Genomic DNA, 18,259 nt, shown 5'->3' with positions numbered 1-18,259 from the left:
ACGCATCGATTCCCAAAAATGGGGAGTGATATTGGGGCATTGCATGGCTTTGGTGCAGGAAAACGCAGAGCGCATGCGCCGACATTCTGTGGATTTGCCACGAACGTTTCCCACGCACTGCGATGACCCATTTGCACCGCCTCAGTGCCGCTCCTTCACCATGTCGCATCCCGTCAGTTACCACCTGATTACATTAACCTGCTGAATATAAATGATTATTTTATATGGCACGTTTAATGCTGTGCGCTTGTATACCGCGATGTGGACAAGATCGTATGCCGTATGGCCACAACACGTCGTCACTCTGCGGTCGCCACCTTCCCCTTTCCGTGAGGCATCCAGGGTGGATGCGTTTCACGGAAGCCTGCTTACTGAAAACGGAGAACAACATGACGACACTCAGCGAACCGTTGGTTACCCCGAAATATGGCAAATGGCGCCAGCTGGTGCTGGGCTTGATCTGTATGGCCGCCATTTCCAGTCCGCAATATGTCTGGACGCTGCTGACAAAACCTCTGGCCGCCAAGCTTGGCGTGGGTTTGCCAGAATTGCAGGTCACCTTCTCGCTGCTGATCATCCTGCAGACCTTCTTTTCCCCTTTTCAGGGGCGGTTAGTGGAAAAGTTTGGCCCACGGCGGCTGATCGCTATTGGCACGGTGATGGCGGGAATGAGCTGGGTGCTTTCCGCGCAGGTGAATGGCCTGGCAACGCTCTGGCTGGTTTATGGCTGCATGGGCGGCCTCGGGACCGGGATCGTCTACATCGGCGTTGTCGGCCTGATGGTCAAATGGTTCCCACAGCAGCGGGGATTTGCCGCCGGCGCGGTGGCGGCGGGCTACGGGATGGGGGCCATCATAACCACCTTCCCCATCTCCCTGTCGCTGACCACTAACGGCCTTGAACACACGATGACGACTTTCGGGATCCTTTTCGCCCTCGTCGGCTTCCTCGCCAGTCAGGGGCTGAAGCTGCCGCCGCCCGCTGTCTCCCAGCCCGTCAGTCAGACGGTGGCGCAGAGCAGCAGATCGTTTACTTCCCGGGAAATGTTGCGCCAGCCGCTGTTCTGGCTGATGTTCGCCATGATGGCGATGATGTCGACTTCCGGGCTGATGGTCACTTCGCAGATGGCGGTGTTCGCCGAGGATTTCGGCATTAGCCAGGCGGTGGTGTTTGGCATGGCGGCGCTGCCGCTGGCGTTAACGATAGACCGCTTTACTAACGGCTTAACCCGGCCGCTGTTTGGCTTTATTTCCGACCGCTTCGGCCGCGAGCAAACCATGTTTATCGCCTTTGCGCTGGAAGGCGTGGCGATGATGCTCTGGCTGGCGTGCCGGGAAGATCCGCTGCTGTTTGTCCTGCTCTCCGGGGTGGTGTTCTTTGGCTGGGGGGAGATCTTCTCTCTCTTCCCGTCGACACTCACCGATACGTTCGGCAGCGAGCATGCCGCCACCAACTATGGCTGGCTGTATATTTCTCAGGGCATCGGGTCAATCTTCGGCGGCCCGCTGGCGGCACTGCTCTATCAGTACACCCACGGCTGGCATGTAGTCTTCAGCTGCGCGATTGGCCTTGATTTTGTCACCGCCGCCCTCGCGCTGTGGGTGCTAAAACCGTGGCGCGCGCGCTTTATCCGCCAGCACAGCTAACTGCAGCGCTGACAGAAGTGACGGCTCGCCCGTCACTTCACGGATATTCGCTGCGCAGCAGCGCGTACAGGTACTCATCGCCCCACTCGCCTTTAAAAAAGATATTCTGCCGGTAATGCGCCTCGCGACGAAAGCCCAGCCCTTCAAGGAGTTTGATCGCGCCGGAATTGCGGGTATCAACCACCGCCATCAGCCGGTGATGGGCTAACTGTTCAAAGAGTAAGGCCATCACCGCCCGCATGGCTTCCCGGGCATACCCCTGATGCTGATATGTCGGGGAAAAGGTCATTCCCAGCTCGGCCTGTCTGCCCTGATCGAAAAAGTGGATCCCCACATCTCCCGCCAGCGCACCGTTGGCCTGGATCTCTACGGCAAGCTGGAACCAGCTCTCATCCTCAGCAAAGGCCAGCGAATGCTGTTGTTCATAGAAGGCTGTCGCCTCTGTCATGCCGTAGTGGGTCCAGCTCTGAAAGCGGGCCACCTCCGGCAGATTGCGCTAATGGCTGAAAGACGGCAGATCTTCCGTTCTGAACCGGCGCAGCAGCAGCCGGGGCGTGGTCAGGGGTAATATCATCTCTTCTCTTCTTCTTAATGAGACAGGCAATCGCGGGGCCATCTTAACCTGCTAGCCTCAACCCAGCCATCGCACTTCCTTGTCAATTTAATATAAAGTTAAATTTCGATATTAAAATTTCACAAACCGATAAAACATTACAATAACAAATACGAAAAACAGGGGAGCAAGCCAGAGAGGCGTCTTTGGAAAAAAGAGCCCTTGCGCCACGGCGAAGAGGATGGTCAATACAGCTGGGCCATAATATGATATTAACGACCTGAATATTCTTCGCAGCAATCTTTTAATAAGATTCATCATAGTTATCGGATCATCCTGGTAATGATGTCTGTAATACCCTCATTCGATGCCTGTCCTGCTGTAACCGTCTCAGACTTCAGAAATAATGGCTATCAGAAAGTACATCATTCACAGCTTATGTGTATAAAGGTCCGAATAATACGCCGGTTCGGAAACATAAGGACATGACTTGTGCATGTCTACGCAATCTTGTTTTGTTGAGGGAACCGACGCCGCATAAACCGCGGCTGATTTACTTTTTGCCCGTCTGGCGGCAAGATCCGGCATAATGCACCGCTGTCGCAGGACGGCCGTGTCACCGGCAGTCGTGACAGCGAACATTCGACAGGAAAACGCATGAAGCCAAAACAAGCGGACATTCTCCGCCACGCCAGCGCGCTGTTTAATCGCGAAGGATATCAGTCGCCCAGCATCGAGCGGATTGCTGAACATGCCGGCATCTCCAAAATGACCTTCTACCGCTATTACGCCGATAAAGAGGCGCTCATTCTGGCTATCCTCAAGCAGAAAGAGAGCGAATTTATGCAGGATTTGGCGCAGATCACGGCGGATAAAGCCAGCGCGCGGGAGAAGCTGTTTGCCGTGTTCGACTACTACCATCGCTGGTTTATCTGCGACACGTTCCACGGCTGCATGTTTACCCGCGCACTGTTTGAATATGGCGCGTCATCGCCGGCGATCCGGGAGCAGTGCTCCCGGTTCAAGTCGCTTCTCTGGCAGTTCTTCCGCGATATCCTCCTGCAGGTGTTAAAACCGGAACCTGCCGAGCGGGTCGCCATGATGATGGTGATGCTCATCGATGGCGCTATCGCCGCTCAGCAGGCCGAGTCCGTCGAATGCCGGGAGATCCCACCGGGGATCACCGCCTGGAGCGCAGCCAAAGCGCTTATTTACTCAGAAGGCGGAACGCTGTGAGATGATGCGCTGCCGTCCAGCGACTGCAGGGCCGCCAGCAGGCAATCATAGTAATCGTTGCAGGTTTGCAGGCGCAGCGCGGCGCCAAAGTAGACCTCCTCCATCGCCGCCGGATGTTTTTTGCCAATCGGCACAATCACATTGTTCAGCCAGCCGTCCGCATGACCGATATCGACGGTGATATGCTCGGCATAGTAATGCACGTCGCGATCGGAAAGCCCAATCCGCCGGCAGCCCGCCACCAGTTTTTCATACTGCGGTGGGTCGAGCAGCTCGGTCATCGCCATGACCCCCAGCGATTTGTAATAATGCTGACGGTTTACGCCGCCCAGCATAAAGGCGTTATACCCGGCCAGCCCCTGCCAGTCGTACAAATGGGCAAAATGATTGTCCGGCAACGCGATATTCCGCCGCTTCAGTAAATCCTTATACAGATTGACGTGGGTGATCTCAGTGCTGCCCTGACCTATCTCATCCCACAGATTTTGCGCAATCTCGGCGCGGGTTTCCGGCAGCGAACCGACCAGCCCCATCGCCACAAGATCGAAGAACAGCAGATTCAGCGCGCTGTCGCTTTTGAAGAAATAGTCGATCTGCGCCGCGGAGGCCTCGCTGGCAAGGAAATCGAACAGCGGATGATGAGACGCCGGGTGCTGCTGGCATAAGGCGCGCAGTTCGTCGACGATATTGCCGGCGTTAAGCACCGGTCTCTGGCGGTGGAAACGTTTGCTTTCCGCCCGCAGCCACTCGGACTCAATGTAGTTTCTGATCCCGGAGAGTAGCGGATGAAACTGATTGGCTGCCGCTGGCGAGAGCGGGTCGGCAAGCCAGGACTGATAGAGGATGAACAGCGCATGGTGAGCCCGCTTTTTGGCCTGTGGATCGTCAGCGGAGAAGGCGCGGATGCAGGTATTCTCAGTCAGATGCCAGGCTCTGTCGGCCACCAGCGGGTTGGCCGTCAGCTTCAGCGACAGCGCGTTGCTGTGCAGAAGCTGGTCAATTAACTCATCCAGTGCCAGCCTGGCCATCACCGCGGTCTGGTCACTACCAATGACCCCATTTTCTGTGTTACGCATGGATTTGTCCCTGTTAAATGCATGGCAAATATACGGTATAGTACCGTTCGCAACGCGGCAACGAAAATTTAGGAATAACAAATATCATATTGTAAAATAACTACTTTTAATAAATAAAACAAAAGACCACTATAAAAATATTGATATTATAAAATTATTAAAGTTACCATCTAGTACAGTGATAAGCGACGCAAGGAATCAGCATGCCCTATCTGTTACTGACGCTGGCCGCCCTGTTCTGGGGGGGAAATTACGTGGTCGGTCACGTGCTGGTTCAGGGCGTGGATCCGATCCTGATGACCGAAGCGCGATGGGCGTTGACGGCGCTGCTGCTGGGCCTGCTCTACCGCCGGCAGATCGCCGCCAGCCGCCACCTGCTGCGGGAAAACGCGCCGGCGGTGCTGGTGCTAACGCTCTGTGGCCAGGTCAGCTTCCCGCTCACGCTCTATATTGGCCTGCAAACCACCTCCGCCCTCAACGCCGCCATCTATATGTCCGCCACGCCAAGCATGGTGCTGCTGATTAACCGGCTGATTTTCCGTGACCCGGTATCGGCCCGCAACTGGCTGGGGGTCATCTTCAGCACCCTTGGCGTGATGATCCTGTTATTCCAGGGGAACCCACTGCATGCCACCTCGCTGCATACCTTTTCCGTCGGCGATCTGTGGGCCATGGGGTCGGCGCTGAGCTGGGCGCTCTACTGCTCGCTATTACGTCTGAAGGACCGCCGGATCCCGGCGAATGGCTTTGTCGCCGTCAGCTCGCTGCTCGGCGCCCTGATCCTGCTGCCCATCTTCATCTTCTGGCTGATGCGCCACCCGGCGCAGGACTGGGCCGCCTGGCGCGAGCCGTTTTTCCTCAGCGGCCTGGCGTATCTGGTGATTTTCCCGTCGTGGCTGGCCTATCTGTTCTGGAACAAAGGTATCGCCGCGATTGGCGCCACCCGGGGAGAAATTTACACCCATATCATCCCGCTCTCCGGCGGGGTGTTGAGCATCCTCTTCCTGCATACCCAGCCGCATGCCTGGCATCTGTTCAGCGCCCTGTTTATCATGGTGGGGATTGGGATCTGCTCGCTGGAGAAACGGCAGGCGGCGGCAATTCGTCTGCGCGGCTAACGTACGCTGCCGGGCGCCTGACGACGCCCGGCAGCAGAAGTTAACGGCTGGTGGAGAGCGGCTGGCGATGTCCCGCTCCTGCGGGCTGGATCACCCGTCCCTCGCGACCAAAGAAGGTCAGGACGGTAATGACAATCGCCACCGTACCGGCCACCAGGGCCATCGCCAGACCGTAGTTATGCCCATGATGCTGGGCGATTGACGCCTGGAGAGTGGCATTCACCGAAGCCAGCAGATTACCCAGCTGATAGACGAAGCCAGGCAGCACCGCCCGGGTGTTGGCCGGGACCAGTTCATTGAGCCAGGTGGGGATCACTCCCCAGGCCCCCTGCACCATAAACTGCATCAGAAACGCCCCCGCCCCCAGCGCCAGCGAGCCGCTGGCGAAAGCCCACAGTGGAATGACCGGCAGCGCCAGCAGGGCAGCGATCATAATCGCTTTGCGTCGGCCAATCTTCTCCGACAGCGAACCGAAGAACACTCCACCAATAATCGAGGCGATGTTGTAGCAGACCGCGATGATGCTGACCGTTTTAGGCTCGAAGCCGTGCTGGACTTTCAAAAAGACCGGGTAGAGATCCTGCGTCCCGTGGGAGAAAAAGTTGAAGGCCGCCATCAGCACCACCAGGTACAGGCACAGCTTCCAGTGACTACGCAGTACCGGCAGCAGCGCCGTGCTCGCTTTACTTTGCCGGGCCGCCAGCCAAACCGGGGACTCCTCGACGCAGAAATAGATAAACGGCAGCAGCAGCACCGGCGCGGCGCCAATCACAAACATCCCGCGCCAGCCGAGTTGTTCAAACAGCAGGCCGTAGGCGACGGCCGCCAGCAAATAGCCGAAGGGATATCCCGCCTGGAACAGACCGGACATCAGACCGCGCGAGCGGTCGGGGATCGTCTCCATCGCCAGCGACGAGGCCACGCCCCAGATCCCGCCCATCGCCACGCCATACAGCACCCGCAGCAGAAAAAACAGCATCAACGACGGCGCGGCGGCGGAGAGCAGCTCAAAAGCGGAGAAGAAGACGATATTCAGCATCAGAATGGGTTTGCGACCATACTTTTCCGCTGCCCTGCCGAAAATCAGCGCGCCTATCGGCCGCACGGCCAGGGTAAGCAGAATCGCCAGGGTGACCTCTTCAAGGTCGACGTGAAACGAGTGGGCGATATCGCTCAGTAAAAAGACCAACAGAAAGAAATCGAAAGCATCGAGCGTCCAGCTTAAAAAACTGGCAATCGCCGCGTTGCGCTGTCGTGAAGTCCAGCCATGCATCTTGTCATCCCTATCCCGACGGGGTTGCCGGGAGCTTGCGCGGCGTCCGGCAGAGCAAGCTGGTGTCACCGCTTATGTAAATTGTTTGTATAGAAAGTTGCTCTTTTGTTAATTACACCCTTTTTCCGGCCGTCGGCAAGTTTATTAGCCTGCTAATTTGTTTCAAATTGCGTGTAACGGCCCACCGGATCGGCAATTTTCGACCAGAATTAAAGACAGGCTGGCGTCAATGAACCGCTGTCCATGCCGCATCCGCCCACAGGAAGGGAGAGAATCATGAAGAGAGTTGCCATCGTCGGCGTGGGGCCGACGGGGATTTACACGTTCTATGAACTGGTGAAGCGTGGTGAGCCGCTGGCGATCACCCTGTTTGAAAAAGAGGCGCAGGCCGGGGTGGGTATGCCCTACAGCGATGATAATACGGCGGCGCAAATGCTGGCCAACATCGCCAGCATTGAGATCCCCCCTATCGACCTGACCTATCTGCAATGGCTGCAGCAGCACAGCGACGCCTGGCTGGCGGCGCGCGGCCTCGAGCGGCACACGCTGCATGAGCGCCAGTTCCTGCCGCGAGTGATCCTCGGCGAGTACTATCGCGACCGTTTTCTGTATCTCACAGAGCGGGCCCGGGACGCCGGCTTCATCGTTAGCGTTTGTGAATCCTGTGAAGTGACGGATATTGCCGTCCAGCCCGCCGGGATCGCCATCCACACTGATAGCGCGGCAGAACCGGTTATCGTCGATCTGGTGGCGATTGCCACCGGCCATCTGTGGCCTGAGGAAGAGCGCGCCAGTCGACAGTATTTCCCCAGTCCGTGGACCGGACTGATGGACGCCCGGATCGCGCCCTGTCGGGTCGGGATCCTCGGGACCTCTTTAAGCGCCATTGATGCCGCCATCGCCGTGGTGGCCCAGCATGGTGTTTTCCATACTGAGAACGACAAAACGACCCATTTTACCCTCCATCCTGGCAGCGAGGCGCTGGAGATCACCCTGCTGTCGCGCAATGGGGTGCTCCCGGAAGCCGATTTTTACTGTCCGATCCCATGGGAGCCGCTGGAGATCGCCACCCCTGCCGCCCTTGAGGCTGCCGTCGCGCAGGGCAGTGACGGGCTACTGGATCGGGTATTCGAGCTGGTCGTGCAGGAGCTGGAATATGCCGCCCCGGCCTGGTGCGAGGCGACGGGGCTGCGCCAGCTAACGCCTGACAGCATCGCCGAGGCCTGGTTTGCCGACCGTCTCACCCATGACCCGTTCCAGTGGGCGCAACGCAATCTGCAGGAGGTGGAGCGCAATAAGCGCGAACACCACACGGTGCCCTGGCGCTATGCCATTCTCCGCCTGCACGAGGCGATTGAAAGCGTGGTGCCGGAACTCAACGACGAGGACAGCCGCCGCTTCCGGCGCGGGCTCGCCCGGGTGTTTATCGATAACTATGCCGCCATCCCGCCGGAATCCATTCGCCGGCTGCTGGCCCTGCACCAGGCCGGTATTCTGCGTATTGTGGCGCTCGGCGAGGATTATGACCTGCAGCGCGAGTCTCACCGAACGCTGATTGTCCATCATCAGCAGCGCTGTGAATTCGATGTGTTTATCGATGCCCGCGGGCAACAAGCGTTGAAAACCCGGGACCTGCCCTTCCCATCGCTGCGCCAGCAGCTGCTGGCCTGCGGCGACGACATTCCGGACGTCGGCGATGACTACACGCTGCAGGCGCCCGAGACGCTGCGCGGCCGGGTCGCTTTCGGCGCCCTTCCCTGGCTGATGCACGATCGTCCCTTTGTGCAGGGGCTGACGGCCAGCGCCGAAATTGGCAGCGCGATGGCCCGTGCCGTGTCGCAGCAGGCGACGGGCCGCCGGCGCCGCCTGTGGTTTATCGAATAGCGGGCTGCTTAAACGCAATATCCGAATAAAGGAGGGCAAACAGGCGTGCTATAAACAGTGACTGTTTGCCCCCATGCAAGACCCTGTCTAACTTTTACGAGGTACTCATGAGCCATCTTTTTAGCGCGACGCGTATTGGTCAGCTGGCGCTGGATAACCGCATCGTTATTGCCCCCATGTGTCAGTACTCTGCCGACGAGGGTAAAGCCACCTCCTGGCACCGGATCCATCTTGGTCAGCTGGCTTTCTCCGGCGCTGGCCTGTTAATTCTGGAAGCCACGGCGGTAGAACCAGCGGGACGTATCTCGCCGGGGGATCTGGGTTTGTGGGATGATGAAACCGAAAACGCGCTGCGCGCGGTGGTAGAGGATATTCGGGCCTGGTCGCCGATCCGCCTGGGGATCCAGCTGGGGCACGCCGGACGCAAAGCCTCCTGCGCGGCCCCGTGGCAGGGTGGTCATCAGCTGGCCCTTAATGAGGGTGGCTGGCAAACCGTTGCCCCCTCCGCCGTGGCGTTTCACGATGGCGACCGCGCCCCCGCCGAGCTGAGCCTTGCCGATATGGCGCGCATCAAAGCGGCGTTTGTCGCCAGCGCGTTGCGCGCCCAGCGTCTGGGCTTTGAGCTGATTGAACTGCACGCCGCCCACGGCTATCTGCTGCACCAGTTTCTCTCGCCGCTCAGCAATCAGCGCCGTGATGAGTACGGCGGTTCTCTGGAAAACCGTCTGCGCTATCCGCTGGAAGTGTTTAACGCGATCCGCGAGGCGGTGGGCAACACCATGGCGGTGGGCGTCAGGCTGTCGGCTACCGACTGGGTCGAAGGCGGCTGGGACTGCGAGCAGTCCATTCAGTTTAGCCAGCAGCTGGAAGCGCTGGGCAGCGACTATATTCACGTCTCCAGCGGCGGATTGTCGCCGCAGCAGTCGATCACCGTCGGACCGGGTTATCAGTTGCCATTCGCCCACGACATTCGCCAGCAGGTTGCTATCCCGGTGATTGGCGTGGGGCTGATCACCGATCCGCAGCAGGCGGAAGCGGCGCTGGAGGATGGCGATGCCGACCTGATCGCCCTCGCCCGCGCGGTACTCTACGATCCGCACTGGCCGTGGCACGCCGCCGCCAGCCTCGGCGCCCAGGTTCGCGTCCCTTCGCAGTACCTGCGCTCCGAGCCACACGGCCTGAAAGGCACCCTGCTGCCAAACCGTTGAACCCGCAGCGCGCATAAAAAAGGGGTATCGTAAGATACCCCTGAGCAGGATGCTATTGCGGTCCACGTGCCGGGCGACGACGGCGCCTTGCCCGGCTTACACAAGGGTGATGCCCGGTCATTGCGCAGCCAACCCACCCCCTGCGTAGGCCCGCGCAAGCGCAGCGCCGCCGGGCAATCTATCAGGCTCCGCTCCCTATATTTCCTGGCGCGGGTCAGGCAAACAGCGCAGGTTACTGCTGGGCGGGCGGTGGCGTGGTGTTCTGTTTGTCCGCCGCGATACTGTCCTGGATGGCCTTGGTTTTGCTCGCCGCCTCCGCCGAGAGCTGATTGGCGTCGCCGATGGCATTGTCTTTGATTTGACCCGCCTCTTTGACTATGCGGTCACTTTCCTGCTTTGCGTTCTGCTTCACGGCATCGGCCTGGGCTTTCGCCTGCTGGGCGATGGCATCCGCTTTCTTGTCCGCCTCCGCCTTGATGGCGCTGGCCTGATCCTTCAGGCGGTCGGCCTCGGCGTCAGCCTGGCTTTTCAGCGTATCGATTTGCTTATCCGCATCCTGTTTAATCGCCTGCGCTTTGTCCGCCGCGGCATCCTTCATCTGCTCCGCATTATCTTTGGCCTTATCCAGTTTGTTATCCACTTTCGACGCATCGTCGCAGCCAAACAGGGTCAGACACAGAGCGGAAGCAAGTAGTGTTTTATTCCAGAGTTTCATCAGCATTCCCTTACAGGTTAAGTCGTTATCCAGCTTTGTGATTCATTGCTTAATAGCATTCACATTTTATATATAAACGCTCAGCCAGCAGAGTCAAGCCGACACCGATCGATCCAGGGTCGCTACCAGCCCCTGCAACCAGTCGGCAAAGACCCGCACCTTATGCGACAGATGCCGGTGCGGATAGAGCAGCGACAACGGTCGACGCGGCGCCGGAAAGTCCGGCAAAATTTCCACCAGTTGCCCGCTGTCGATATAAGGTTGCAAAAAGAAACGCATCCCCTGCAGCATCCCCAGCCCCGCCAGCCCGGCGGCAGTAAATACTTCAGAGTTGTCCAGCACCAGTTTACCGGGGATGGCGATCTGCCTGATGCCCTCCGGGGTCTGGAATCGCCAGGGCATAATCTGCCGGCTGCTGCTGTTCACCCAGTTCACCGCCAGATGCGACTGCAGGTCCTCCAGCGTCGCGGGCACCCCATAGCGCGCCAGATAGCCCGGACTGGCGCAGGTGGTTAACGCCACCTCCCCCAGCGAACGCGCCACATAGTCGCCATCCTCAAGATCCCCCACCCGCAGCAGGCAATCCAGACCATCGCGCAGCATATCCCGGCGTACGTCGGAGCTGCTGAGGACAATCTCCACCTCCGGATGGGCCTGATAAAAATCCGGCAGATGCGGGATCACCAGCAGCCGGGCAAAGGCGATCGGCATATCAACGCGCAGCTGACCGCGGATCGGCCGGTCCGGCGCGAACGACTCCAGCAGATCGTCGGCCTGGGAGAGCAACGGTTTGCTGCGACGATAAAACTCTTCCCCCTCCGGCGTAAGATACAGACGCCGGGTGGTGCGCTGCAGCAGCCGGACCCCGCTCTCCTGCTCCAGCTGCTGCAGCGCTTTGGTCACCGCCGGTCGGTGGATCTGCAAATTTTCCGCCGCCTGGGCAAAGCTGCCGGCATCGACGATTTCAATAAAAATTGTAATATTTTCAAACAGATTCATTTGCATGATGGCCCGCCTCCCACCTCTTCATCAGTTCACATTATTACTAATTTAATAATAGTGATGAAAGTTTTTGCTCATTTTTTAAAACAATAAAGACGCCTACACTGCCCTCATTGCCGCATCGCTGGGGCGAAGAGATTTATAACTTATTAACATAAAAGGAAAAATATCATGCAACCTAACCGCGTCGCCCGCATTCTGGGTATTGAAAAACCGGTGGTCCAGGGGCCCCTCTCCTGGCTAACCGATGCTCGTCTGGTGGTGGCCGTCGGCAACGCCGGTGGGCTTGGCGTGCTGGGCCCGAACGCCGGACTGACGGCGGCAACCGCCGTTTCCACCCCGGAGGCCACCGCCGAGAAAATGCGCGAAGAGATCCGCAAAACCAAACAGCTGACCGAGAAACCCTTTGGCGTCAACCTGATCCCGACGGCGGAAAACGATATCTGGACGCCGGCGATCCTGCCGGTGATCAAAGAGGAAGGCGTTAAGGTGGTGGTCTACACCGGCTACGGCGAGGGTTCGTTAAAACCGGCGCTGTTCGACGAACTGAAAGCCGCCGGGATCACCATTATCTATCGTGACATCAACCCGACGCCGGAGAACAGCCGCCGTGCGGAGCAGGCCGGCGCGGATATTATTGTCGCCACCGGCTTCGACGAAGGCGGCACGCTGCCGGGTACCGCCCTCGGGACCTTCACCATCGTCCCGCTGATCGTTGACGCGGTACAGCGGGTTCCGGTGATGGCCGCCGGGGGGATCACCGACGCCCGGGGCGCGCGCGCCGTCCACGCCCTCGGTGCGGAAGGGGTTTTCGCCGGCTCGGTATTTATCAGCACCATCGAAAGCCGGGTTCCCGACTCGGTGAAAGCGAAAATTGTGGCCGCCAACGGTCTGGATCTGCGCCTGTTCCGTACCCTGCCGGACTACTACCGCGCGCTGCCCGGCAAACTGAGCGACACACTGGTAGCCATGGATCGTGCCGGCGCCTCAAAAGCCGAGCTGGCCCAGGCGATGGGCGGTCTGCGCGGGATGCGGCTGGGCATGCTGGAGGGGAATACTGATGAGGGGTATATCTCGGTGGGCGCGGGGATCGGCAACATCCATGCCATCACCTCTGTCGCCGAGGTGGTCAACCAGCTGGCGGTCTGAAGCCGCCAGCCGGGGCTCGGCAACCGGCGCGATCAGGCGTCGGCCACCTTCTCTACCGCCCGGGAGAAAGCGTCGATAGCCAGTCCGACGTCGGCGGCGGTGACCGACTCCGCCGGGTGATGGCTGACGCCCCCCAGGCAACGCACAAACAGCATGGCCGATGGCCAGCGCTCGGCGATGGCGATGGCGTCATGCCCTGCGCCGCTCGGCAGCGTCAGCGAACGCCCCTGCACCGCCATCACCGCCTCACCCAGCACCGCCTGCAGGTGACTGTCGCAGGCGGTGGCGGCGATGCGATAATACTCCTCGGCGGCGAAACGCAGCTGGCGACGCCCGGCAATGGCCTGCGCCTCGCCCAGCAGCTCATCCAGCAGCGCCGTCAGCGGCGCATCCTGCGGGCCGCGAATATCCAGCGTCAACTGCACCTCGCCCGGTATCACGTTCACCGCGCCCGGCGCACAGCGCAGGGTGCCGACCGTCGCCACCAGGTTACCGCCGCGCTGCCGGGTCAGGTTTTCCACCTGCACCATCCATTCCGCCGCCGCGGCGAGGGCGTCCTTGCGGTGGAGCATCGGCACCGTGCCGGCATGGCCAGCTTCGCCGGTAAAGCGGCAGTTCAGCCGTCTGGCGCCGTTAATCGCCTCCACCACGCCGAGCGCCAGCCCCGCCTGCTCCAGGCACGGCCCCTGCTCGATATGCAGTTCCAGATAGGCGGCGATATCCCGCGGATGACGGGCCGCGTGGCCGATCCGCGCCGGATCGAGTCCGGCATTCACCAGCGCCTGGGCGACGCTCACGCCGTCGGTATCGCACTGTGACAGCCAGCTTTCAGGCCAGGTGCCGGTGACGCCGCGGCTGCCGAGCAGGGTAATACCAAAGCGGGTGCCCTCTTCATCGCCAAAGCCGACGATCTCGATTGCCTTTGCCAGCCGTCGCCCCTGCTGGTGCAGACGCTGGACCACCTCAATCGCCGCCAGCACGCCGAGCATGCCGTCGTAGCGCCCGGCGTTGCGCACGGTGTCAAGATGAGAGCCCAGCAGCACCGCCGGCACCCCCTCCTGTTGTCCTTCATAGCGTCCGCAGATGTTGCCGACGCTGTCCTGCCACACCATCATGCCGGCAGCCTGCATCCACTGGCCCACCAGCTGGTTGGCCTGCAGATGCTCGGGCGACAGATAGACCCGGGTCAGGGCATCGGCGGTTTCGCTAAGGGTGGCCAGCCGATCGGCACGCGCCATCACCCGGCTGGCAGCCGCTTCTCTCTCCGCCTGCTGGCGGGCGGTATCACTCATAGGGTGGCCTCGGTGCGGTAGTGATCCCAGGCCGCCTGCATCGCCGCGCCCTGAGTGGTGGTGAACTTGAGGTAGTTCAGGACCGCTTCCAGCGCGCTGAGCGTCTGCATCACGCAGTCTTTACGCGCGTTATAGCCCATGGTGCCAATGCGCCAGACTTTACCGTGCAGCGGACCAAACGAGGTGCCAATTTCAATGCCGAAATCTTCCAGCATCAGTTTGCGTACCTGATCGCCGTTGACCCCGTTGGGGATCACCACCCCTAGCACGTTATTCATTTTGTGCCGCAGGTCGCCAAAGGTCTCGAGCCCCATCGCCTGGATGCCCTTCAGCAGCGCATCGCCGTGCAGTTTGTGGCGGGCGATGCCGTTGTCGAGTCCCTCCTGGAGGATCAGGCGCGCGCACTCCCGGGCGGCGAACAGCGCCGAGGTCGCTTCGGTATGGTGGTTAAGGCGCTCCGGCCCCCAGTAATCCATTACCATGCCGAGATCGAAATAGTTGGAGTAGATCATCTCGTCGACGCCATCGTGGTGGGCGTCGGTGCGGATCCCCTGCTCAATGCAACGACGGCGGCGGATGACCTCTTCCATCCGCGGGCTGAGGGTGATGGGCGAGGTGCCGGAAGGACCGCCCAGGCACTTCTGCATCCCGGCGGACACGGCGTCAAGCTGCCAGGCGTCGGTTTCCAGCGGGTTACCGCCGAGCGACGCGGTGGCATCGGTATAGAACAGCACATCGTGACGACGGCAAATCTCCCCCAGCTCCGCCAGCGGCTGCAGCATGGTGGTGGATGTATCGCCCTGCACGGTGAGCAGCAGGCGCGGGCGCACGCGCTTGATCGCGTCCTCAACCTGATCCGGCGTAAAGACCTCGCCCCACGGCACCTCGATGGTGTGCACCTCTGCCCGGCAACGACGCGCGATCTCGCACAGCAGATGTCCAAACCGGCCGAACACCGGCACCAACACTTTGTCACCCGGACGGATCGCCGACACCAGAATCGCTTCGATCCCGGCGCGCGAGGTGCCGTCGACCAGCATCGTCCAGCGATTTTCGGTGCGAAACACACCGCGGTAGAGCGCCATGACTTCATTCATGTAGTGGGTCATCGCCGGATCGTACTGGCCAACCAGCTGGCTCGACATGGCGCGCAGCACGCGCGGGTCGGCATTGATCGGCCCCGGCCCCATCAGCAGGCGCTGCGGCGGGTTAATTTGCGAAAACTGAGTGATATCCATCTGCCATTCCTTACGTTAGTTAAGACCGCGCACCGAGGAGATAAACTGTTTCAGTTCGCTGGTCTGCGGGCTGGCGAACAGCGTTTTGCTGTCGCCCTGCTCCCAGACGCGTCCCTGATGCATAAACACCACGCGGTCGCCCACTTCGCGGGCAAAATTCATTTCATGGGTGACGAGGATCAGCGTCATACCTTCCGCCGCCAGTTGCTCCAGCACCTTCAGCACTTCACCCACCAGTTCCGGGTCGAGTGCCGAGGTGATTTCGTCACAGAGTAAAACTTTCGGCGACATGGCCAGCGCCCGGGCAATGGCCACGCGCTGCTGTTGGCCGCCGGAGAGATTGGCCGGATAGTAATCCAGACGGTCGCCAAGACCGACCTTCTCCAGCATCCGCTGCGCCAGCTCCCGGCATTCGGCCTGGGACTTCTTCAGCACCCGCCGCGGGGCCAGCATGACGTTCTCCAGCGCCGTCATGTGCGGGAACAGGTTAAAATTCTGGAACACCATGCCGATAGAGCGGCTGATCTCCCGGGCCTGTGAATCGCGGTCGGTGATGGTCATGCCCCCGAGCTTGATACTGCCCTCCTGGTAGCCCTCCAGACCATTGATACAGCGCAGCAGGGTGCTTTTACCCGAGCCACTGCGGCCGATGATCGAGATCACTTCCCCCATGTCGATATCCAGATCGACGCCCTTCAACACATGGTTGTCGCCGTAGTACTTCTGCATCTGATTAATGGTGATGAGAGGCATTGAATTTGTTCTCCAGATAGCGGCTGTAGCGGGACAGCGGATAGCACAGAATGAAATAGCCCAGCGCCACCAGGGCAAACACTTTAAACGGCTGATAAGTGACGTTGGTCAGCATCGTCCCGGCCTTGGTCAGCTCCACAAAGCCGATAATCGATGCCAGCGCCGTGCCTTTGATCACCTGTACGGCAAAGCCCACCGTCGGCGCGATGGCAATGCGCAGTGCCTGCGGCGCCACCACGCGGTACAAGGTCTGGCCGAAGCTCAGCCCGAGACACCGCGAGGCCTCCCACTGGCCTTTGGGCAGCGCGCGAATGCTGCCGAACCAGATATCCAGCAAAAAGGCGCTGGTGTAGAGCGTCAGAGCGACCGAGGCGGCGGTCCACGCCGAGACGTCGATGCCGAACAGCGCCACGCCAAAGAATGCCAGAAACAGCTGCATCAGCAGCGGCGTGCCCTGAAACAGCTCGATGTAGCCGCGGATCAACCGTTTCACCTGGCGTCCGCCGGTGAGGCGCAGCAGCAGTAACGGTAAGGTGACCAGCGCCCCGCCGGTGAACGCGACCAGCGACAGCAGCACCGTCCAGCGGCCGGCCAGCAGCAGGTTGCGGATAATGTCCCAGTCAGTAAAAGTGGTCATCAGGCCTGTACCCCCAGCCATTTACGCCCCGCCGCCATCAGCAGCTGGCGCATCGCTATCGATAACGCTAAGTAGATCCCGGTGGTCACCAGATAGACCTCAAAGCTCAAAAATGTCCGCGACTGGATCAGGTTGGCGGCGAAGGTCAGCTCCTCATAGGAGACCTGCGACACCACTGACGAGCCGAGCATCACGATGATGCACTGGCTGACCAGCGCCGGGTAAATCCGCTGCAGCGCCGGGGGCAATACGACGCGAACGAAGGTTTGCGTCCGGCTAAGCCCGAGCACGCGACCGGCTTCCCACTGGCCCTTCGGCGTCACCTGAATACCGGCGCGGACGATCTCGGTGCTATAGGCGCCGAGGTTAACCACCATCGCCAGCAGCGCCGCTTCACCGGCGGTCATCTTCAGTCCAAGGTTCGGTAAACCAAAGACGATAAAAAAGAGTTGCACCACAAACGGCGTGTTGCGGATGATTTCCACATATCCGCCCCATACCCGGCTGAGCATTCCCGGGCGCCCGCTGCGGATCGCCGCCCCGAGGATGCCGATCGCCAGTCCGCCGATCGTCGCCAGCACCGTCAACTGCACCGTCACCCACAGGCCGGCCAGCAGCTCCGGCCAGTGCGGCCAGAGCTCAGAGAAATGAAGTTGCTCCGTCATCCCCAGACCTTACGCGCCGAGGCTGGCAGGCAGTGGCGCTTTCAGCCACTTCTCAGACAGACCGTTGAGGGTGCCGTCCTTAATGCCCTGCTCGATGAGGGTATCCACTTTCGCCTTCAGCGCCGGTTCGTTCTTTTTCAGACCGATAAAGCACGGCGAGTCCTTCAGCATAAAGCTCGGCACCGGCGCTTTGTCGGCGTTCTGCCGGGAGATGGCCGCCACCACCAGATTGCCGGTCGCGACATACTGCACCTGACCGGACAGGTAAGCCGACAGCGTAGTGTTATTATCCTCGTAGCGCTTAATCTGCGCTGCCTGCGGCGCCACGCTGGTCAGTACCATATCTTCCACTGCCCCGCGGGTCACACCGATGCTTTTGCCGCTCAGCGCGGCCGCGTCCTTCAGTTCCGCCCCTTTCGGGCCAAACACGCCGAGGAAGAACGGCGCGTAGGCGCGGCTGAAGTCGATCACCTTCTCGCGCTCGGCGTTCTTGCCGAGGCTGGAGATCACCAGGTCCACCTTATCGGTCTGCAGATACGGCACGCGGTTGGCGCTGGTCACCGGGACCAGCTGCAGCTTGAGCTTCATCGATTTCGCCAGATAGCGCGCCATATCGATGTCATACCCCTGCGGCTGCAGGTCGGTGCCCACCGAGCCGAACGGCGGAAAATCCTGAGGCACGGCAATACGAATGACGCCGCGTTTTTCAATATCCTGGAGCTGGTCAGCCTGCGCGGCAGAAACAGACGAAAGGAGACAAGCGGCCCCGGCCAGTGCGATCAACAGTTTCTTCATGATGTTTACCCGTTACGTT

Annotated in this window: 17 protein-coding genes and 1 pseudogene; 6 read left to right on the top strand and 12 right to left on the bottom strand. The window is 60.1% G+C overall.

What is annotated here, in order from left to right; all coding sequences use genetic code 11:
* Positions 1-347 precede the first annotated feature (347 nt).
* Positions 348-1,646, top strand: a complete 1,299-nt coding sequence (gene oxlT, locus R0140_RS13250) for an oxalate/formate MFS antiporter (RefSeq protein ID WP_012968194.1) — start codon at positions 348-350, stop codon at positions 1,644-1,646.
* A 37-nt stretch (positions 1,647-1,683) separates the two neighbouring features.
* Here oxlT and R0140_RS13245 read toward each other — a convergent pair.
* A pseudogene (locus tag R0140_RS13245) lies at positions 1,684-2,262 on the bottom strand (GNAT family N-acetyltransferase).
* Positions 2,263-2,331: 69 nt separating this feature from the next.
* The gene (locus R0140_RS13240; protein WP_048964918.1) at positions 2,332-2,520 is read right to left on the bottom strand and encodes a hypothetical protein; all 189 of its coding nucleotides are present in this window, start codon (positions 2,518-2,520) and stop codon (positions 2,332-2,334) included.
* A 336-nt stretch (positions 2,521-2,856) separates the two neighbouring features.
* Between R0140_RS13240 and R0140_RS13235 the strand changes: the two genes are divergently transcribed.
* Positions 2,857-3,435, top strand: coding sequence for a TetR/AcrR family transcriptional regulator (locus R0140_RS13235; RefSeq protein ID WP_032754419.1), 579 nt, complete (start codon positions 2,857-2,859; stop codon positions 3,433-3,435).
* Here the strand turns inward: R0140_RS13235 and R0140_RS13230 are convergent.
* Positions 3,411-4,511 carry an iron-containing redox enzyme family protein gene (locus R0140_RS13230; RefSeq protein WP_048964917.1) on the bottom strand — a complete coding sequence of 367 codons (1,101 nt, stop codon included), beginning with the start codon at positions 4,509-4,511 and terminating at the stop codon, positions 3,411-3,413. The two genes, R0140_RS13235 and R0140_RS13230, sit on opposite strands and share 25 nt — an antisense overlap.
* Positions 4,512-4,714: 203 nt before the next feature.
* Here R0140_RS13230 and R0140_RS13225 point away from each other — a divergent pair, with 203 nt between their 5' ends.
* Positions 4,715-5,629, top strand: a complete 915-nt coding sequence (locus R0140_RS13225) for a DMT family transporter (RefSeq protein ID WP_032735638.1) — start codon at positions 4,715-4,717, stop codon at positions 5,627-5,629.
* Positions 5,630-5,669: 40 nt separating this feature from the next.
* Here R0140_RS13225 and R0140_RS13220 read toward each other — a convergent pair whose 3' ends face one another.
* Positions 5,670-6,902, bottom strand: a complete 1,233-nt coding sequence (locus R0140_RS13220) for an MFS transporter (protein ID WP_032735641.1) — start codon at positions 6,900-6,902, stop codon at positions 5,670-5,672.
* Positions 6,903-7,178: 276 nt separating this feature from the next.
* Here R0140_RS13220 and R0140_RS13215 point away from each other — a divergent pair, with 276 nt between their 5' ends.
* Both R0140_RS13215 and R0140_RS13210 read left to right on the top strand, forming a co-directional pair.
* Positions 7,179-8,786: an FAD-NAD(P)-binding protein gene (locus R0140_RS13215; protein ID WP_023340169.1), complete on the top strand. Its 1,608-nt coding sequence runs from the start codon at positions 7,179-7,181 to the stop codon at positions 8,784-8,786.
* 107 nt (positions 8,787-8,893) lie between these two features.
* Positions 8,894-9,994: an NADH:flavin oxidoreductase/NADH oxidase gene (locus R0140_RS13210; protein ID WP_012541688.1), complete on the top strand. Its 1,101-nt coding sequence runs from the start codon at positions 8,894-8,896 to the stop codon at positions 9,992-9,994.
* Positions 9,995-10,226: 232 nt separating this feature from the next.
* Here R0140_RS13210 and R0140_RS13205 read toward each other — a convergent pair whose 3' ends face one another.
* Complete coding sequence (locus R0140_RS13205; protein ID WP_025712450.1) at positions 10,227-10,715, bottom strand: hypothetical protein; 489 nt, start codon at positions 10,713-10,715, stop codon at positions 10,227-10,229.
* An 87-nt stretch (positions 10,716-10,802) separates the two neighbouring features.
* A complete protein-coding gene (locus R0140_RS13200; RefSeq protein ID WP_173818448.1) occupies positions 10,803-11,708 on the bottom strand; it encodes a LysR family transcriptional regulator in 906 nt (301 codons plus the stop codon).
* Between the two features lie 174 nt (positions 11,709-11,882).
* Here R0140_RS13200 and R0140_RS13195 point away from each other — a divergent pair, with 174 nt between their 5' ends.
* On the top strand, positions 11,883-12,860 hold the full coding sequence (locus R0140_RS13195) for an NAD(P)H-dependent flavin oxidoreductase (protein ID WP_023297647.1): 978 nt from the start codon (positions 11,883-11,885) through the stop codon (positions 12,858-12,860).
* A gap of 32 nt (positions 12,861-12,892) precedes the next feature.
* Here the strand turns inward: R0140_RS13195 and hpxK are convergent, their stop codons facing one another.
* From hpxK to R0140_RS13165, 6 genes are read right to left on the bottom strand one after another with little or no spacing between them, the layout of a single operon-like run.
* A complete protein-coding gene (hpxK, locus tag R0140_RS13190; RefSeq protein ID WP_117126972.1) occupies positions 12,893-14,152 on the bottom strand; it encodes an allantoate amidohydrolase in 1,260 nt (419 codons plus the stop codon).
* Positions 14,149-15,390 carry a pyridoxal-phosphate-dependent aminotransferase family protein gene (locus tag R0140_RS13185; RefSeq protein ID WP_032740606.1) on the bottom strand — a complete coding sequence of 414 codons (1,242 nt, stop codon included), beginning with the start codon at positions 15,388-15,390 and terminating at the stop codon, positions 14,149-14,151. Before R0140_RS13185 ends, hpxK begins: the two co-directional genes overlap by 4 nt.
* A gap of 15 nt (positions 15,391-15,405) precedes the next feature.
* Positions 15,406-16,143, bottom strand: coding sequence for an amino acid ABC transporter ATP-binding protein (locus R0140_RS13180; RefSeq protein WP_004179947.1), 738 nt, complete (start codon positions 16,141-16,143; stop codon positions 15,406-15,408).
* A complete protein-coding gene (locus R0140_RS13175; protein WP_004179948.1) occupies positions 16,124-16,780 on the bottom strand; it encodes an amino acid ABC transporter permease in 657 nt (218 codons plus the stop codon). The genes R0140_RS13180 and R0140_RS13175 overlap by 20 nt, the downstream gene beginning before the upstream one ends.
* Positions 16,780-17,445 (bottom strand): amino acid ABC transporter permease, encoded by a 666-nt coding sequence (locus tag R0140_RS13170; RefSeq protein ID WP_004176117.1) that lies wholly within the window; start codon positions 17,443-17,445, stop codon positions 16,780-16,782. Before R0140_RS13170 ends, R0140_RS13175 begins: the two co-directional genes overlap by 1 nt.
* A gap of 9 nt (positions 17,446-17,454) precedes the next feature.
* A complete protein-coding gene (locus tag R0140_RS13165) occupies positions 17,455-18,240 on the bottom strand; it encodes a transporter substrate-binding domain-containing protein (RefSeq protein ID WP_004143665.1) in 786 nt (261 codons plus the stop codon).
* Positions 18,241-18,259 lie beyond the last annotated feature (19 nt).

It is taken from the genome of Klebsiella sp. w6, assembly GCF_033100215.1.
Taxonomy (GTDB): domain Bacteria; phylum Pseudomonadota; class Gammaproteobacteria; order Enterobacterales; family Enterobacteriaceae; genus Klebsiella; species Klebsiella variicola.
This window is presented reverse-complemented; position numbering and strand designations above follow the sequence as displayed.

Excerpts from the sequence above, each read along its gene's own strand:
- oxlT (WP_012968194.1), top strand. The coding sequence starts at position 348 with ATGCGTTTCACGGAAGCCTGCTTACTGAAAACGGAGAACAACATGACG.
- R0140_RS13240 (WP_048964918.1), bottom strand. The coding sequence starts at position 2,520 with ATGATGAATCTTATTAAAAGATTGCTGCGAAGAATATTCAGGTCGTTA.
- R0140_RS13235 (WP_032754419.1), top strand. The coding sequence starts at position 2,857 with ATGAAGCCAAAACAAGCGGACATTCTCCGCCACGCCAGCGCGCTGTTT.
- R0140_RS13230 (WP_048964917.1), bottom strand. The coding sequence starts at position 4,511 with ATGCGTAACACAGAAAATGGGGTCATTGGTAGTGACCAGACCGCGGTG.
- R0140_RS13225 (WP_032735638.1), top strand. The coding sequence starts at position 4,715 with ATGCCCTATCTGTTACTGACGCTGGCCGCCCTGTTCTGGGGGGGAAAT.
- R0140_RS13220 (WP_032735641.1), bottom strand. The coding sequence starts at position 6,902 with ATGCATGGCTGGACTTCACGACAGCGCAACGCGGCGATTGCCAGTTTT.
- R0140_RS13215 (WP_023340169.1), top strand. The coding sequence starts at position 7,179 with ATGAAGAGAGTTGCCATCGTCGGCGTGGGGCCGACGGGGATTTACACG.
- R0140_RS13210 (WP_012541688.1), top strand. The coding sequence starts at position 8,894 with ATGAGCCATCTTTTTAGCGCGACGCGTATTGGTCAGCTGGCGCTGGAT.
- R0140_RS13205 (WP_025712450.1), bottom strand. The coding sequence starts at position 10,715 with ATGCTGATGAAACTCTGGAATAAAACACTACTTGCTTCCGCTCTGTGT.
- R0140_RS13200 (WP_173818448.1), bottom strand. The coding sequence starts at position 11,708 with ATGAATCTGTTTGAAAATATTACAATTTTTATTGAAATCGTCGATGCC.
- R0140_RS13195 (WP_023297647.1), top strand. The coding sequence starts at position 11,883 with ATGCAACCTAACCGCGTCGCCCGCATTCTGGGTATTGAAAAACCGGTG.
- hpxK (WP_117126972.1), bottom strand. The coding sequence starts at position 14,152 with ATGAGTGATACCGCCCGCCAGCAGGCGGAGAGAGAAGCGGCTGCCAGC.
- R0140_RS13185 (WP_032740606.1), bottom strand. The coding sequence starts at position 15,390 with ATGGATATCACTCAGTTTTCGCAAATTAACCCGCCGCAGCGCCTGCTG.
- R0140_RS13180 (WP_004179947.1), bottom strand. The coding sequence starts at position 16,143 with ATGCCTCTCATCACCATTAATCAGATGCAGAAGTACTACGGCGACAAC.
- R0140_RS13175 (WP_004179948.1), bottom strand. The coding sequence starts at position 16,780 with ATGACCACTTTTACTGACTGGGACATTATCCGCAACCTGCTGCTGGCC.
- R0140_RS13170 (WP_004176117.1), bottom strand. The coding sequence starts at position 17,445 with ATGACGGAGCAACTTCATTTCTCTGAGCTCTGGCCGCACTGGCCGGAG.
- R0140_RS13165 (WP_004143665.1), bottom strand. The coding sequence starts at position 18,240 with ATGAAGAAACTGTTGATCGCACTGGCCGGGGCCGCTTGTCTCCTTTCG.